The sequence below is a fragment of the Streptomyces sp. P5F9 genome (assembly GCF_057961495.1).
The window spans coordinates 1-15,242 of sequence record NZ_JBXVPZ010000013.1 but is presented as its reverse complement, the minus strand read 5'-3'; the positions used below and the strand labels follow the sequence as shown (position 1 = coordinate 15,242).

The following is a 15,242-nucleotide window of genomic DNA, read 5'->3' as shown; positions in this document are numbered from 1 at the left end:
CTCACCAGGCGACCGGCAACTCGTAGATGCCGTAAGCCTGGGAGTCCTCCTTGAACTTCAACTCCGAGACGTCCACGGCGAGTCGGAGGGTCGGGATCCGGCGGAACAACGTGCTGAAGACGACGTGGAGTTCGATGCGGGCCAGCTGCTGTCCCACGCACTGGTGCGGGCCCCAGCCGAACGCATGGTGGTGGGAGGCGGTGCGGGTGAGGTCGAGCTTCTCGGGGTCGGGGAACGCCTGCGGGTCCCAGTTCGCGGCGGGCAGTGACGCGATGACGCCCTCGCCCGCGCGGATGGTCTCGCCGTCGATCTCGATGTCGTCGAGCACGGCCCGGCGTGCCAGCAGGTGCGGGATGGTGAGGTAGCGCAGCAGTTCCTCGACCGTGCTCGTCACGTACTTCGGATCGTCCGAGTGCTCGCGCAGGCCCGCGAGCTGGTCGGGGTTCTCCAGGAGCAGCGCGGTGCCCAGCGTGATCATGTTGGCGCTGGTGTCGTGCCCGGCGACGAGCAGGATGTGCCCCAGGGGCGCGGCCTCCTCCATGGACAGCTCGCCCGCCTTGATGCGCGCGCCGAGGTCGGAGAGGACGTCCTCGCCGGGGTTGTCCATCTTGGCCTCGATGAGCCCGGCGATGTAGCGGCGCACGGTCGCCGTGCTCTCCGCCGCCTTCTCCGGCGTCTTGAAGCGCGCGTTGGTGACTCCCGCGTGCTCCTGGAAGAAGTCGTGGTCCTCGTACGGCACCCCGAGGAGCGCGCAGATCATCAGCGACGGCAGCGGGAGGGACAGCGCCTCGTTCAGCTCCGCCGGGTTGGGACCCGCGAGCATCCTGTCGATGAGGTCGTCGGTGATGCGCTGGATCTCCGGGCGGATCTTCTCCATCCGGTGCCGGGTGAACGAACTCGTCAACATCCGCCGCCACCGGGTGTGTTCGGCACCGTCGGTGTTGTTGATCGACGGCTGGATATGGGCCGCGTGCGCCTTCATCGCCTCGGTCGTGTGCGGATATCCGGGCGCCCCGATATCCGCGCTCAGCCGGGGATCGGTCAGCAGCTGCCGCTGGGCCGCGTGGGTCGTGACGACCCACGGGGTCGTGCCGTCCCAGGTCTTCGCCCGGACCAGGGCCCTGCCCGTGTCGTGCAGCTTGAGGAGACCCGGCGGCGGAGCGAACGGGCACTCGCCCGATCGGGGCGACGGGTACTCGGGCAGATCCTCGGCGACGTCGGTTCCGGCCACGTTCTCGGTCATCGTTCTGGTGTCCTCTCGTCGGCCCATACCTCACTGAACGATACGTCGACCGATCGGTACAATCAATCTTCAGGTGGCCTGCCCCGCGTTCGTGGTACGCATATCGACCGTACGGTCTATTTGAGGGCGGCGCAGGTCAGCGGGGCTCTCGCGGCATACCCAGCCCCCGCTCGGCGACCTGCGTGCGCAGCACCTCGTTCGCCCCGCCGGCGATCGTGTACGCCCGCGAGTACAGATGCGCGTCCTGCCACCAGCCCTCCGCCACGGCATCCTCGTCGCCCTCGACCAGCAGTCCGTCCGTGCCCTGGAGGCTCAGGCCGAAGTCGACCAGGTCGTGGTTGAGCTCGCTGAAGAAGATCTTGCCGAGGAGGGCGTCGGCGGGCTGTTCCGTGTCGTGCAGCATCCGTGACTGGGCGAGGCCGATCAGCGCGGCGTTCACCTGGACCCGCGTGGCCAGTTCGCCGATCGCCTGCCGGGTCGCGGAGTCGTCCAGCGCGGGCCCGCCGTCCACCGTCGTGCGAGAGACGAGGCGCACCAGGTCGTCGAGCACGGCTATCAGTTCGACTCCGCGCGCGGCCACGCCGGAACGCTCGTGGCCGAGGCTGCTCATGGCCACCCGCCAGCCGTCGTTCACGCGGCCGATCACGTTCGCGGCCGGGATGCGGACCCCGTCCAGGAAGACCTCGTTGAAGTCGGTCGTCCCGGTGATCTCCCGCAACGGCCGGATGTCGACGCCCGGGCTGCGCAGGTCGAGGGCGAACGCCGTGATGCCCTTGTGCTTCGGGGCCTCGCGGTCGGTGCGCGCGAGCAGATAGCCCATGTCGGCGTGCTGGCCGTTGGTCGTCCACACCTTCTGGCCGTCCACGACGAACACCGCGTCGTCGCCCTCGCCCTCCAGGACCGCCCGCGTCCGGAGCGCCGCCAGGTCGCTGCCCGCCTCGGGCTCACTGAACAGCTGGCACCACACGTCCTGGCAGGAGCGGATACGCGGCAGGAAACGCGCCCGCTGGTCGGCGGTGCCGAACTCCAGCAGCGCGGCCGAGGCCAGTGAGGCGGCGCCGATCGGCTGCCAGGTGCGGGCCCGGGCGATCTCCTCGGCCACGACCGACGGCTCCAGAGGGTGCGCGTCGGGCCGGCCGCCGTACTCGGCCGGCCAGCCGATCCCGAGGAAGCCCGCCTCGAACAGCTTGGCGGTCCACTCCCGGATCGCCGGCATCAGTTCCGGCTCCGGTGCGCGCACCCCGGCACGGGTCTTGGTGCCCGGAGCGTGCTCCGCGACGAAGGCGCGCACCTTCCTGCGGAACGCTTCGAGCTCGGGCGTGGATTCCAGGCGCATCGCTGTCGGCTCCCTGTTCTCATGCCGTGCTGCGAAATGAGGTTACTTTAACCATGCCGTTCACCCGGTTGCTAGGGTCGTAAGGTCGAAAAAGTGGCCTCATCTTGGTTGCAGGTGCGCGAACCGCACGTCTCCTGCCCAGGTGGCGAATAGACTGGGGATCCGCAATATCCGCCCCAGAGGAGTTGGCCATGGCGACTGCCGTCGACCGCGAGCCCGCCGACGGCGAGACCGGCCTCCCGGTCGGCAAGCTGGCCGCACAGACCGCCCGCCGTATCGAGGCGACCGTGATCCGCCAGGGCTGGCCGGTGGGCGAGTCGTTGGGGTCCGAGGTGGATCTGCGGGAGCGGCTCGGGGTGAGCCGCGCGGTGCTGCGCGAGGCGGTACGGCTCGTCGAGCACCACCAGGTGGCCCGGATGCGGCGCGGCCCGAACGGCGGTCTGATCGTCTGCGCGCCGGACGCCGGACCGGCCACCCGCGCCATGGTGATCTACCTCGAATACGTCGGCACGAGCGTCACGGACCTCCTCCAGGCGCGCCTCCTGCTGGAGCCGATCGCCGCCGGACTGGCCGCCGACCGCATCACCGAGGAGGGCATCGACACCCTCCGGACCACACTCGACGCGGAACTCGACCACTGGGACGAACCCGGCGTCCACTCGCAGGACCCCCTCCACCCCGTGCTCGGCCGGCTGTCCGGGAACCCGGTGCTGCACCTGTTCGTCGATGTGCTCACCCGGCTCACCGCCCGCTACGCGCACACCTCCCGCCGTATCTCCAAGGCCGAGATGCACGCGGCGAAGGACACCTCGCACCGTGCGCACAAAGCCGTCGTCGACGCGGTGATCGCCGACGACGGGGCCCGCGCCCAGACCGAGTTGACCGCGCATCTGGAGTCGGTGGCCGGCTGGATCGAGAAGCACCGGGTGCGGCGCGGGCAGCGGATCGCGGGCAGCGTGGTCGAGCCCGAACTGGTCGAGGGCCCGCGGGCCAAGCTCGCCGAAGTGGTCGCGGCCAGGATCCACGACGACATCGCCGCGCGCGGCTGGCAGACCGGCATGGTGCTCGGCTCCGAGGCCGATCTGCTCGCCCGCTACTCGATCAGCCGGGCCGTACTGCGGGAAGCCGTACGGCTGTTGGAGTACCACGCGGTCGCCAGGATGCGTCGCGGCCCCGGCGGCGGCCTGATCGTCACCGAGCCCGAGCCGCAGGCCAGCATCGACACCATGGCGCTGTTCCTTGAGTACCAGGGCGTCACCGCCGACGACCTGCGGATCGTCCGCAACGCCATCGAACTCGGCATCGTCGCCCGGGTCACCGCCAGAGTCGCGGAGGGCGACAAAGAGGTGACCGAACGGCTGGGCAGGGCCGTGCGCTGGAGCACGGAGGGCCCCGCCGACGACCCGCGCAAGGCCGACCTCTTCCACACCGAACTGGCCGCGCTCTCCGACAACCCGGTGCTCGCGCTGTTCCTGTCGATCATCACCGAGCTGTTCCGCCGCCACGCCTCCGGCCACGACCGGCCGCTGCCCGGCGACACGGCGGCGGGTGAAGTGCAGCACGTCCACCAGCGGATTCTCGACGCCATCGTCGAGGGCGACGCCGGAGTGGCCCGGCACCGGATGCGCCGCCACCTGGACGCGCTGATCCCTTGGTGGCACTGATCCCCTGACACTTCTCCGCTGAGCGACCGCTGACGCCCCATGCTGCCTCCGGGCTCATGGGGCGTTCTGCCGCACCAGGGTGCACCAGGCTGTGTCGGGCGAGGCTAATTAGGTATACTGAATAGGTCGAGCCGAAGGAGATCCGATGCGCCGGACCCTGTTCGAAGAGACCCACGAGGACTTTCGTCTGCTGGTCCGTGACTTCCTCGCCCGCGAGGTGGTCCCGTCGTACGAGGACTGGCGGCGAGCCGGACTCGTCCCCCGCGACCTGTTCACCGCACTGGGCAAGCTCGGCATCATCGGCACGGCCATCCCGGAGGAGTACGGCGGGGGCGGCCAGGACGACTACCGCTACAACGCGGTGATCCAGGAGGAGTGCGCCCGCGCCCGCGTCACCCTCGGCGGCCTCCGTACCCATCTCGACATCGTCGTCCCGTACTTCACGGGCCTGGCCAATGCCGGGCAACGGGCGCGCTGGCTCCCGGGGTTGGCCTCCGGCGAGCTGTACACCGCGATCGCGATGAGCGAGCCCGCCACCGGCTCCGACCTCGCCGGCGTCACCACCCGGGCGGTCCGCGACGGCGACCACTTCGTGCTGAACGGCGCCAAGACCTTCATCACCGGCGGCCACCACGCCGACCTGGTGATCGTGGTCGCCCGCACCGCGGTCGACCCCGACGACCGGCGCGCCGGTCTCTCCCTCCTCGTGGTGGAGAAGGGGATGCCCGGCTTCACCGTCGGGCGCAAGCTGGAGAAGATCGGCCTGGCCGTCCAGGACACCGTGGAACTCGCCTTCGACGACGTCCGCGTGCCCGCCGCCAACCTCCTCGGCGAGGAGGGCGCCGCCTTCACCCTCCTGGGCCGCAACCTCGCCCAGGAACGCCTCGCCATCGCGGTCGGCGCGGTCGCCCAGGCCCGTACCGCCATCGACCTGACCGTGGCCTACGTCCGCGACCGGACCGTGTTCGGGAGACCACTGGCCCAGTTCCAGAACACGAAGTTCGAACTCGCCGCCCTGGACGCCGAGTTGACGGCTGCCCAAGCTCTCCTCGATGCGGCGGTCAGCGCGCTCGTCGCGGGCGGACTGGACCCCGTGGACGCGGCACGGACCAAGCTGGTCTGCACCGAGACACAGGGGCGCGTCGTCGACCGCTGTCTCCAACTGCACGGCGGCTACGGCTACATCCTCGAATCCCCGATCGCCCGCCTGTACGCCGACGCCCGCGTGACCCGCATCTACGGCGGCACCAGCGAGGTCATGAAGCTCATCATCAGCAAGTCCCTGGGCCTTTGAGACCCTGCAGAACTGGCCTCCAAAACCCCGCAGTCTATGAGGAGTTGGGTGTGAACATCGACGGTTCAGCGGCACTCGTCACCGGCGGCGCCTCCGGGCTCGGCCTGGCCACCGCGCGGCGCGTCATCGAACGCGGCGGACGTGTCGTCCTCGCCGACATCTCCGAGGAACAGGGCGTCAAGGCCGTCGCCGACCTCGGCGAGGCCGCACGCTTCGTCCGCACCGACGTCACCGACGAGACCGCGGTGGCCGCCGCCCTCGACGCAGCCGAGCGACTCGGCACCCTGCGTGCCGTCGTGCACTGCGCCGGACGCGGCGGCGACCGCACCAGGATCATCGACCGCGACCGCAAGCCCGGCCAACTCGACACCTTCGCCGAGGTCGTACGCGTCAACCTGATCGGCAGCTACAACGTGCTGCGCCTCTCCGCCGCCCGCCTCGCCGGCAACGAGGTCGTCGACGGCGACCGCGGCGCCGTAGTGCTCACCGCGTCGGTCGCCGCGTTCGACGGCCAGATCGGGCAGACCTCTTACACCGCCGCCAAGGCCGGAGTCCACGGCATCACCCTCGTCGCCGCCCGCGACCTGGCCAGCTGGCAGATCCGCGTGAACACCATCGCCCCCGGCATCATGGACACCCCGATGCTAGGCCGCCTCCGCGCCGACATCCGCGACGGCCTCGCCGCCTCCGTGCCGCACCCCAAACGCCTCGGCGACCCGGACGACTTCGCCCGCCTCGCCGTGGAGATGCTGGAGAACCCCTACCTCAACGGCCAGACCGTCCGCCTCGACGGCGCCATCCGCATGGCCCCGCGATGACGGTGGACGAGACCGACGAGACCGACGAACAGTTCCGCGCCCGCCTGCGGGCCTTCCTGACGGAGCAGCATCCCGGCCGCCGCCCCAAGGACCCCGCCGAGCGGGTCGCCTGGCAGAAGAAATGGCTGGCCGCGCTGTACGACGCCGGTTACGCCGGCCCGAGCTGGCCGCGCGCGTACGGAGGCATGGACCTGTCCTTCGCCCGCCAGGTCGTCTACCAGGAGGAGTACGCCCGCGCCCACGTCCCCGGACCTCTGGGGACCGGACTGGGCATCGCCGCCCCCACCCTCATCAAGTACGGCACGCCCGAGCAGAAGGAGCACCACCTGCGCCCCATGCTGCGCGGCGACATGGTGTGGGCCCAGGGCTACTCCGAACCGGAGGCGGGATCGGACCTCCCCGCGCTGCGCACGACGGCACGGCGCGAGGGCGCGGAGTACGTCGTCAACGGGCAGAAGGTGTGGAACAGTTCGGCCGACATCGCCGACATCGTCTTCACCCTCGTCCGCACCGGACCGCCCGACTCCCGCCAGGACGGCATCAGTTACCTCCTGATCGACGCCCACGCCCCCGGGGTGACCGTGCGGCCACTGCGCGACCTGACCGGCGATGCGCACTTCTGCGAGATCTTCTTCGACGACGTACGCGTACCGGTCGCGAACCGCATCGGCGAGGAGAACGGCGGCTGGCCGCTGGTGCGGACGAGCCTTGGGCATGAACGCGCGGCCGGGGCGATGAACCAAGCGGCCCTGTACCGGCGGGTGTTGGACGAGTTGATCGAACTCGCCCACGAGCGCGGCGCGACGGCCGACCCGATCGTCCGCGACCGGCTCGCGGACTTCGAGATCCGGGTGCGGGTCATGCGGCTCACCGGCATGCGGACCATCGCCGACATCATGGCCAAGGGCGAACCAGGGCCTGCCTCTTCGACGTCACGCCTGTTCATCGTGGCCTTCGAGCAGGAGCTGCACGAGTTCGCCCTCGACCTGCTGGGACCGTACGGAATCCTCGGCCGACGCGACCCGCATGCCGTCCAACGCGGGCGCTGGGTATGGGGGTTCCTGCGCACCCGGGCCTCGTCGATCGGCGCGGGCACCGCCGAGATCCAGCGCAACACGATCGCCGAGCAGGTGTTGGGCCTGCCCCGTGACCCGGCGATGCCGACGACCGTGGAAAGGGCGCGATGAGAGCCGCACGCTGCACGGAGTACGGGCCGCCCGGCGGCCTCTCGGTCGTCGAACTCGACGACCTCAGGCCTGGCCCTGGCGAGGTACTGGTCAGGGTGCACGCGGCCGCGGTGAACTTCCCGGACGTACTGATCGTGGCGGACCGCTACCAGGTGCCCGCGCCTCTGCCCTTCACGCCGGGCAGTGAATTCGCCGGTGTGGTCGCGGAGTTGGGGCCCGGCGTGGCCGGCCCGCCGGTCGGCTCACCTGTCGCCGGGGCGGTGCTCACCGGCGCCTTCGCCGAACAGGTCGTGGTGCCCGTCGCGAGCCTGCGCCAGGTGCCCGAGGGGCTCGACATGGTGCACGCCGCCGCGTTCCACGTCACGTACGCCACCGCCTACCACTCCCTCGTCACCGTCGGACAGGGCAGCGCGGGGGAGTGGGTGGCGGTGCTCGGCGCGGCCGGCGGAGTCGGCTCGGCGGCGGTCGACATCGCGACCCGGCTCGGTATGCGGGTGGTTGCCGCCGCGTCGAGCCAGGAGCGGCTGACGGTCGCCCGCAAGCTCGGCGCCGAGGCGGGCGTCGACTACGTCCACGAGGATCTCAAGCTCCGCACACGGGAGTTGACCGGCGGCGAGGGCGCCCACCTCGTGATCGACCCGGTCGGCGGCGACCACGCGGAGGCCGCCCTGCGGGCGCTGCGCCGGGGCGGCCGGTTCGTCACGGTCGGGTACGCCGACGGGAAGATCCCGCGCATCCCGCTGAACCTGGTGCTGCTGAAGGACCTGGTGGTGCGGGGCTTCGAGATCCGTACGGTGCGGCAGTACGCCCCGGACGCGGTGGCCGCCGCCGACCGTGCCCTCGCCGCGATGGTCCGGGACGGGATGCGTCCGCTGGTCTCCCGCGTCCACGCCCTCGCCGAGGTCGCGAGCGCCCTGACCGACGTCGCCGGGCGCAGGACCACCGGCAAGGTGGTCCTGGACCTCACCTCGTAGCAAAGGCCCTCAGAACGCGGGGAGTTGGGGGCGCTTGCGGACGTAGCCGCCGGCGTCCACCCGCATCTGCATGCCGGTGACATAGCGGGACTCGTCGGAGACCAGGAAGAGCACGGTGTCGGCGACGTCCTCCGGCTCGACGTAGGGAATGTCCATGCCGGTCGTCGCGGGGAACGAGAGCAGCGCGTCCTCGCGGGTCGGGTTGTCGAGGTCCGGGCGGAACGAGCGGTACATGATGTCGCTGTTGAGCATGTCCGTGTTGACGTTGGTGGGGTGCAGCGCGTTGACCCGGATCTTCCGGGACAGCAGCACCGTCGCCAAGTCGTGGACGAACGCGGCCACTTGGCGCTTGGCGAAGGAGTAGCCGAGGCCGCCGGGGCCGTTGGACGGGTTGTCGACGGTCGCCGGGGTCAGGGCCGCGATGGACCCGGTCGCCACGATCGAGGCGCCGTCCGGCAGATGGGGCAGGGCGGCCTCGACGGCGTGCACGACACCGTTGAAGTCGACGGTGACGGCGTCGATGAAGGCCTGGACGCCCTGTCGGGGACCGAGCGGGGCGATACCGGCCTGCGCGACCACGGCGTCGAGTCGCCCGAGTTCGGCCACCCCGTCGGCCACGGCCGCCTTGAGCGCCGCCGGATCGCGTACGTCCGCCTTGCGGGCCACGATGCGCCGGCCGAGCTTCTCGACCTGGCGCACGGTCTCGTCCAGGTCGTCCCCGGTGGCCAGCGGGTACGCGTTGGTGGCGATGTCCTCGCACAGGTCGACGGCGATGATGTCGGCGCCCTCCGCGGCGAGCCGTAGCGCGTGGGCGCGGCCCTGGCCGCGCGCGGCCCCGGTGATGAAGACGACCTTGTCCTGTACTCGGCCCATCGTGGGTCTCCTTCCGCCGGAAATAAAAGAGTAGCCTGAATGCTGTCCGATGGGACTGTTCGTGATCCATGATCGGCGTCGAGTCCGCTGACCGTCGGCCGGTTTCCGTTCAGTGAGACCCGAACAGTGCACACAATTCGGCCGGTGCTAGAGAGTCCGTGAGATCGAGGGAGCACATCGATGCCATTGCAGCCATGGATGAAGTTGCTGTCGACCGACGACCACCTGATCGAGCCGCCGCGCCTGTGGTCGGACCGGCTGCCGGCGAAGTACCGGGACGCCGGACCGCGGATCGTGGAGCAGGCGCGCGGAGAGGGCCAGGCCCCGGCCGAGGTGTGGAACTACGAGGGCCGCATCTACCCCTACATCGGCCTGAACGCCGTCGCGGGCAAGACACCTGAGGAGTTCGGCCTCGAACCGACCCGCTACGACGAGATGATCCCGGGCTGTTACGACCCGAAGGCCCGGCTGCGCGACATGGATCTGGACGGCGTGTGGGGCGCGCTGTGCTTCCCGTCGTTCCCGCGCTTCGCCGGCACGATCTTCCTGGACGGCCAGGACCGGCACCTCGCCCTGCTCTGCGTCCAGGCGTGGAACGACTTCGTGATCGACGAGTGGTGCGCCACCGCCCCCGGCAGGCTCATCCCGCTGGTCATCCTGCCCTTGTGGGACGTCGACGCCTGCGCGGCCGAGATCAGGCGTACGGCGGCCAAGGGCGCCAAGGCGATCTCGTTCCCGGAGAACCCGGTCCCGCTGGGCCTGCCGTCGTTCCACACCGACCACTGGGACCCGGTGTTCACGGCGGCCGAGGAGACCGACATGCCTCTGTGCCTGCACTTCGGCACCTCGGGCGCGGCGCCCAAGACGGCCCCGGAGGCGCCCTTCGCGGTGACGATCACCCTGTTCGCCACGAACTCGATGTACGCGGCTGCCGACCTGCTGTTCTCCCCGGTCCTCCACAACCATCCGCGGTTGAAGATCGGCCTGTCCGAGGGCGGGATCGGCTGGATACCGTATCTGCTGGAGCGCGCCGACGGCACCTGGGAGCGGCACCGCTTCTACCAGAACGTCAACCAGACCGTGCGGCCGTCCGACCTGTTCCACAAGCACTTCCACGGCTGCTTCATCGACGACCGCTTCGGTGTGGAGGTACGGCACCACATCGGCGTCGACAAGATCACCTGGGAGTGCGACTACCCGCACTCGGACTCCTACTGGCCCAAGAGCCGCGCCTACGCGGCCGAGGTCCTCGCCGACGTACCGGACGACGAGGTGCACAAGATCGTGGAGCTGAACACCCGCCGCCTCTACAACCTTCCCGCATGAGCAGGCGCCCGGAGTCCGAGCGCTCCGACTGGACCGACCTCGACCTGCTGACCCGCGACGAGGCGTACGGCCGCCTCCAGGAGGAGATCGGTCTCACCGTCCGCCGGCTCGCTGAACTCGGCGCGGACGACGCGGCCGAGCGTGAACTCCTCGACACCCGGCTGGGCGCCCTGCGCGAGGCCGCCGAGGACCTGAATGTCCGCTGAAGGAAGAGGAGTTGGCGTGGGCCGTATGGAAGGCAAGGCGGCGCTCATCACGGGGGCCGCCCGAGGCCAGGGCCGTTCCCACGCCGTGCGGCTGGCGGAGGAGGGAGCCGATGTCGTCGTCACCGACGTGTGCCACGACATCAGCGACGAGCTGCCTTACGCGCTGGCGTCGAAGGAACAGCTGGAAGAGACAGCGGAGTTGGTGCGGGCGACAGGCCGCCGATGCGTCGCCGTGCAGGCCGATGTGCGTTCGGTCGCCGAGATGCGGGTCGCCGTCGATGCGGCCCGCGAGGAGTTCGGGCGGCTCGACACGCTCGTGGCGAACGCGGGCGTGATGAGCATCGGCGCCGCCTGGGAACTGTCCGAGGAGGCGTGGGACGTCGTCATGGACGTCAACCTCAAGGGCCCCTGGAACACGGTGCGCGCCGCGATCCCCTGGATGATCGAGGCCGGACAGGGCGGCTCCGTCATCATCACCAGTTCGGCCGCCGGCATCCGCGGCCATGTGCCGTACGCCCACTATGTGGCCAGCAAGCACGGCGTCGTCGGTCTGATGAAGGCGCTCTCGAACGAACTCGCCCCGCACGGCATCCGGGTGAACACCGTGCACCCCACCGGCGTCAGTGACACGGGCATCACCGTCGGCGTCCCGATCGAGGAACTCGCCGCGCGGGAACCGCTGTTCGCGTTGGCCGCGATGAACCCCCTCGCCCCGTACGTCGAACCGCGCGACGTGTCGAACGCCGTGCTGTTCCTGGCCTCGGACGAGGCGCGGTACGTCACGGGTCTCCAGTTCACCGTCGACGCCGGATCGACGAACAAGCCGTAGAACGAACGGAGCCAAGGATGAAGGTCAGGATCGACTCGTCGCTGTGCTCCGGGCACGCGAGGTGCGCGGCGGCGGCGCCGGAGGTCTTCCGGCTCGACGACGACGGCTACGCGCTGCCCTTCGACGGCGAGGTGCCGCCGGAACTCGAACAGGCGGCCAGGGACGGGGAGTTGGCCTGCCCGGAGCGGGCCATCACCGTCGAGCGGTGACACGGAGGAGCCCCACAGCCGTCACCGTGGGGCTCTTGTCGTCCGTGCCCGGGTCAGCCGGCGGGCTGCGGCGGCGGGGTGAAGTGGTGGCCCCAGAACGCGCCGTCGGTGATCTCGTAGACCGGCACCGGCTCCGGCACCTGTAGCCCGTTCCAGCCGAACTCCACGGCGTAGTTCTCCGGCGACCACACATAGAACGACACCATGTGGTCGTTGGTGTGCTTGCCCAGCGAGTGCATCATCGGCACGTCGAGCTTCGCGGCCCGGTCCAGGGCGCGGCCCACATCGTCCAGTGTCTTCCCCTCGACCATGAAGTGCAGCAGCCGCCCGGGACCCGGCGCCGGGGTGACGCCCAGGGTGTGGTGGCGGGGGTTGCAGCCCATGAACCACGTCGTGCCGCCCGGCGACCGCATCGTGTTGCGCTCGATGAAGCCGAGGGTGTTGACGTAGAAGTCGAAGGTGCCCCGCGCGTCCTCGGCGGAGACGATCGCGTGCCCGAAGCCCATGTCGCCGGTCAGGAAGCCCGAGACCAGCGGCGTGTGCACCGGGACGTGGTCGAGGATCGCGCCGTAGAACAGCTCGACCGGGTTGCCGCCCGGGTCGTTGAACTTGACGAAGCCGGTGACCCTGCGTTCCGCGGCCTCGTCCTCGGTGCCGGCGGTCACCTTGATGCCGGTCTTCTCGACGTCGGCGACGAGCCTCGCCAGCTCCCGTTCGTCGATCACCTCGAAGCCCAGGGCGGTCATCCCGCTCTGCGAACCGGGGGAGACCACGATGCGGGCCGGACAGTCGTCCATCCGGTAGTACAGGGACTCCGGGTCGCCGCCCTCAACAGGCATCAGGCCGAGGAAATCCGCCCCGAACACCTTCCATTTGTCGATGTCGCTGGACTCCAGCCGTACATACCCGAGTGAGCGCACACCCATCAGGTTCTCCCATCACCGTCGTCAGGTCCTGGCAGCCCGACGCTAATCAGCCCGGCCGACCAGGGGCCGTGCACGTCCCACTGATCGGGAGGAGTACGGCGCCCGGCCGGGACTCGGTGGCACGGTGACTGTCGCCTGTCATCCCGCGACCGGAGGCCACGCACCGTCATGACACTCACCGCTGAGGACACGCTGCGCGAACTGCGCACCGCCGAGGGCACGTTGCGCTACCACGAGGCGGGCGACGGGCCGCCCCTGCTCCTGTTGCACGGCTCCGGTCCCGGCGTGACCGGCTGGCGCAACTACCGGGGAAACCTCCCCGTGTTCGCGAAGCACTTCCGCTGCCTCGCCCTGGAATTCCCCGGGTTCGGGGTCAGTGACCCCACCGACGAGAACCCCATGATGGCGGCCCCGAAGGCCGTCCTGCGCTTCCTCGACGGCCTCGGCCTCGACCGCGTCGACGTCATCGGGAACTCCATGGGCGGCTTCGTCGCCGCCGGACTCGCCGTCGCCCACAAGGACCTGTTCCGCAAGGTCGTCACCATCGGCGGCGTGGGCCGCAACATCCTCTCGCCGGGCCCCAGCGAAGGCCTCAACCTGCTCGTCGAGTTCGCCGAGAACCCGACCCGCGAGAACCTCGTCCAGTGGCTGCGGTCGATGGTCCACGACCCGGCCCTCCTCACCGAGGAACTCATCGAGGAACGCTGGCGGACCGCCACCGAGCCCGCGACCCTGGAGGCATCCCGCCGCATCTACGGCCGGCAGGCCATGGCCGCCATGCAGGCCGCGCAGGCACACTCCGACCAGCCCATCTGGGCCGCCCTCCACAAGATCACCGCGCCGACTCTGCTGACCTGGGGCCGCGACGACCGGGTCACACCGCTGGAGAGCGCGCTGATCCCGATGCGTACGATTCCGAAAGCGGAACTGCATGTGCTGCCCGACTGCGGCCACTGGGCCATGATCGAGCAGAAGGAGGCATGGGAGAGCGCGGTCCTGGCCTTCCTGACCCGCCCCGAGGCATCCTGAGCGTCGGCGGGAGCACCGGACGACATGGGGGACGACGTGGCGAGACCCGCTGAGGGACGGCAACCGGCGGCCCCGATGTCGAGCAGCCAGATCGCCCGCCGGGTCCGCATCCTCCGCGCCGCCTCCGAACTCGGCGCCCGCGAGGGGCTCGCCAGCGTGCAGATGCACGACGTGGCCAAGGAGGCCGGCGTCGCCATCGCCACCCTGTACCGCTACTTCCCGTCCAAGCCGTACCTGTTCATGGCCGTCCTGGAGTGGCACATCGAGCAGTACCTCGGCGGCCAGGAGAACGGCCGGGAGAGCCTCTCCGTCGCCGCCGAGGACACGGACGCCGCCGCCGAGGTCGCCGAACTGCTCATCACGCTCAGCGTGAAGCTGCTGGACAGCCCCCTGCTCGCCTCGGCGGTGGCGCTGTCCTCGTTCACCGAGTACGCGACCGCCGTCCCGGCCCGCATCGACATCGTCGACAGCGCCCTGGGGCATGCCATCCTGCGCCTCCTCGGCGCCGACGAGGCCTCGGAGACCGACCGCAGCAGGGCACGACTGCTCATCTACGGCTGGTGGGGCCTGTTCGTGGCCATGCTCACCGAGGAGATCTCCGCCGAGGAGGCGGAGACCAACATGCGCCTGGCCGCACGGCTGCTCCTCACGCCGTAGTCGCGGCGGCTGCACATGTGATGCATTTTCAACGGCAAGAAGGTGACCGGCTCCGCGAAGGTGAGCGGTGCGGGCGTCACGCTGTCCGGCTTCCGACAAGGCGAAGGCGGTATTCGGCGCCGGGAAACTGTCATGAGGACGTCCCCTTCGCGCCCGACTCGGTGTTCTGTGGCTCCACGAGGGGACGCCGAAATACCGGGTCTTCAAAAGCTTCTCGGATGTCACGCTCGCGGAATGGCCGCATTTCTTCGGCTTCGCGATGCCACTTCTGGTGTTGTCGTGGCGTGGCCGCTTCTGGCCTCGCGCTTTTCCGTGACGACCCTGGCGGAAAGGGCTGTGAGCCGAAAACGTCCCGACGTGGTGGTGTTCGGGGAGCCGTTCCGTCGCTGGCTCTGACGGGTCAGTCCGTGCCGCTCGCGATGTCCAGCACCGCCAGATAGGAGAAGGCGACACTCGAACCGATCGGCGTCCCCGCGCCCGGGTACACGCGTCCCGACATCGCGGCCGCCGTGTTCCCGGACGCGTACAGGCCGTCGATCGGGGTGCCGTCCGGACGCAGCACGCGCGCGTGCTCGTCGATCCTCAGGCCGCCCTTGGTGCCGATGTCGGACGGCAGGATCGTCGCGACGTAGTACGGCGGGGTGTCGAGCGGCAGCAGCAGCGGGTTGGGC

Annotated in this window: 16 protein-coding genes; 11 read left to right on the top strand and 5 right to left on the bottom strand. The window is 70.0% G+C overall.

Annotated elements, in window-relative coordinates:
* Position 1: 1 nt before the first annotated feature.
* A complete protein-coding gene (locus AC31A1_RS04320; protein WP_489651912.1) occupies positions 2-1,243 on the bottom strand; it encodes a cytochrome P450 in 1,242 nt (413 codons plus the stop codon).
* A gap of 136 nt (positions 1,244-1,379) precedes the next feature.
* A complete protein-coding gene (locus AC31A1_RS04315) occupies positions 1,380-2,579 on the bottom strand; it encodes an acyl-CoA dehydrogenase family protein (RefSeq protein ID WP_489651911.1) in 1,200 nt (399 codons plus the stop codon).
* Between the two features lie 191 nt (positions 2,580-2,770).
* On the opposite strand from AC31A1_RS04315, the gene AC31A1_RS04310 reads away from it, so the two are divergent.
* The 5 genes from AC31A1_RS04310 (at position 2,771) to AC31A1_RS04290 (ending at position 8,516) form a co-directional block, all read left to right on the top strand.
* Positions 2,771-4,243: a FadR/GntR family transcriptional regulator gene (locus AC31A1_RS04310; protein ID WP_489651910.1), complete on the top strand. Its 1,473-nt coding sequence runs from the start codon at positions 2,771-2,773 to the stop codon at positions 4,241-4,243.
* A gap of 145 nt (positions 4,244-4,388) precedes the next feature.
* The gene (locus tag AC31A1_RS04305) at positions 4,389-5,537 is read left to right on the top strand and encodes an acyl-CoA dehydrogenase family protein (RefSeq protein ID WP_489651909.1); all 1,149 of its coding nucleotides are present in this window, start codon (positions 4,389-4,391) and stop codon (positions 5,535-5,537) included.
* A gap of 50 nt (positions 5,538-5,587) precedes the next feature.
* Positions 5,588-6,355 carry an SDR family NAD(P)-dependent oxidoreductase gene (locus AC31A1_RS04300; RefSeq protein ID WP_489651908.1) on the top strand — a complete coding sequence of 256 codons (768 nt, stop codon included), beginning with the start codon at positions 5,588-5,590 and terminating at the stop codon, positions 6,353-6,355.
* Positions 6,352-7,542: an acyl-CoA dehydrogenase family protein gene (locus tag AC31A1_RS04295; RefSeq protein WP_489651907.1), complete on the top strand. Its 1,191-nt coding sequence runs from the start codon at positions 6,352-6,354 to the stop codon at positions 7,540-7,542. The genes AC31A1_RS04300 and AC31A1_RS04295 overlap by 4 nt, the downstream gene beginning before the upstream one ends.
* Entirely contained in the window at positions 7,539-8,516 is a 978-nt protein-coding gene (locus AC31A1_RS04290) for an NADPH:quinone oxidoreductase family protein (RefSeq protein WP_489651906.1), read from the top strand. Before AC31A1_RS04295 ends, AC31A1_RS04290 begins: the two co-directional genes overlap by 4 nt.
* 9 nt (positions 8,517-8,525) lie before the next feature.
* On the opposite strand, the gene AC31A1_RS04285 is transcribed toward AC31A1_RS04290, so the two are convergent.
* On the bottom strand, positions 8,526-9,389 hold the full coding sequence (locus tag AC31A1_RS04285; protein WP_489651905.1) for a mycofactocin-coupled SDR family oxidoreductase: 864 nt from the start codon (positions 9,387-9,389) through the stop codon (positions 8,526-8,528).
* 180 nt (positions 9,390-9,569) lie between these two features.
* On the opposite strand from AC31A1_RS04285, the gene AC31A1_RS04280 reads away from it, so the two are divergent.
* From AC31A1_RS04280 to AC31A1_RS04265, 4 genes are read left to right on the top strand one after another with little or no spacing between them, the layout of a single operon-like run.
* Positions 9,570-10,715 carry an amidohydrolase family protein gene (locus AC31A1_RS04280; protein WP_489651904.1) on the top strand — a complete coding sequence of 382 codons (1,146 nt, stop codon included), beginning with the start codon at positions 9,570-9,572 and terminating at the stop codon, positions 10,713-10,715.
* Positions 10,712-10,921: a hypothetical protein gene (locus AC31A1_RS04275; RefSeq protein ID WP_489651903.1), complete on the top strand. Its 210-nt coding sequence runs from the start codon at positions 10,712-10,714 to the stop codon at positions 10,919-10,921. The genes AC31A1_RS04280 and AC31A1_RS04275 overlap by 4 nt, the downstream gene beginning before the upstream one ends.
* A gap of 16 nt (positions 10,922-10,937) precedes the next feature.
* Positions 10,938-11,750: a mycofactocin-coupled SDR family oxidoreductase gene (locus tag AC31A1_RS04270; protein ID WP_489651902.1), complete on the top strand. Its 813-nt coding sequence runs from the start codon at positions 10,938-10,940 to the stop codon at positions 11,748-11,750.
* A 17-nt stretch (positions 11,751-11,767) separates the two neighbouring features.
* Positions 11,768-11,959: a ferredoxin gene (locus AC31A1_RS04265; RefSeq protein WP_365302527.1), complete on the top strand. Its 192-nt coding sequence runs from the start codon at positions 11,768-11,770 to the stop codon at positions 11,957-11,959.
* Between the two features lie 53 nt (positions 11,960-12,012).
* Here the strand turns inward: AC31A1_RS04265 and AC31A1_RS04260 are convergent, their stop codons facing one another.
* A complete protein-coding gene (locus AC31A1_RS04260; RefSeq protein WP_489651901.1) occupies positions 12,013-12,885 on the bottom strand; it encodes a VOC family protein in 873 nt (290 codons plus the stop codon).
* Between the two features lie 168 nt (positions 12,886-13,053).
* Here AC31A1_RS04260 and AC31A1_RS04255 point away from each other — a divergent pair, with 168 nt between their 5' ends.
* Positions 13,054-13,914 (top strand): alpha/beta fold hydrolase, encoded by an 861-nt coding sequence (locus AC31A1_RS04255; protein WP_489651900.1) that lies wholly within the window; start codon positions 13,054-13,056, stop codon positions 13,912-13,914.
* 24 nt (positions 13,915-13,938) lie between these two features.
* Positions 13,939-14,571, top strand: coding sequence for a TetR/AcrR family transcriptional regulator (locus AC31A1_RS04250; protein ID WP_489651899.1), 633 nt, complete (start codon positions 13,939-13,941; stop codon positions 14,569-14,571).
* Positions 14,572-14,971: 400 nt separating this feature from the next.
* On the opposite strand, the gene AC31A1_RS04245 is transcribed toward AC31A1_RS04250, so the two are convergent.
* Positions 14,972-15,242: FAD-binding protein (locus AC31A1_RS04245; protein ID WP_489651898.1), on the bottom strand; the 271-nt coding region annotated here is incomplete at its 5' end.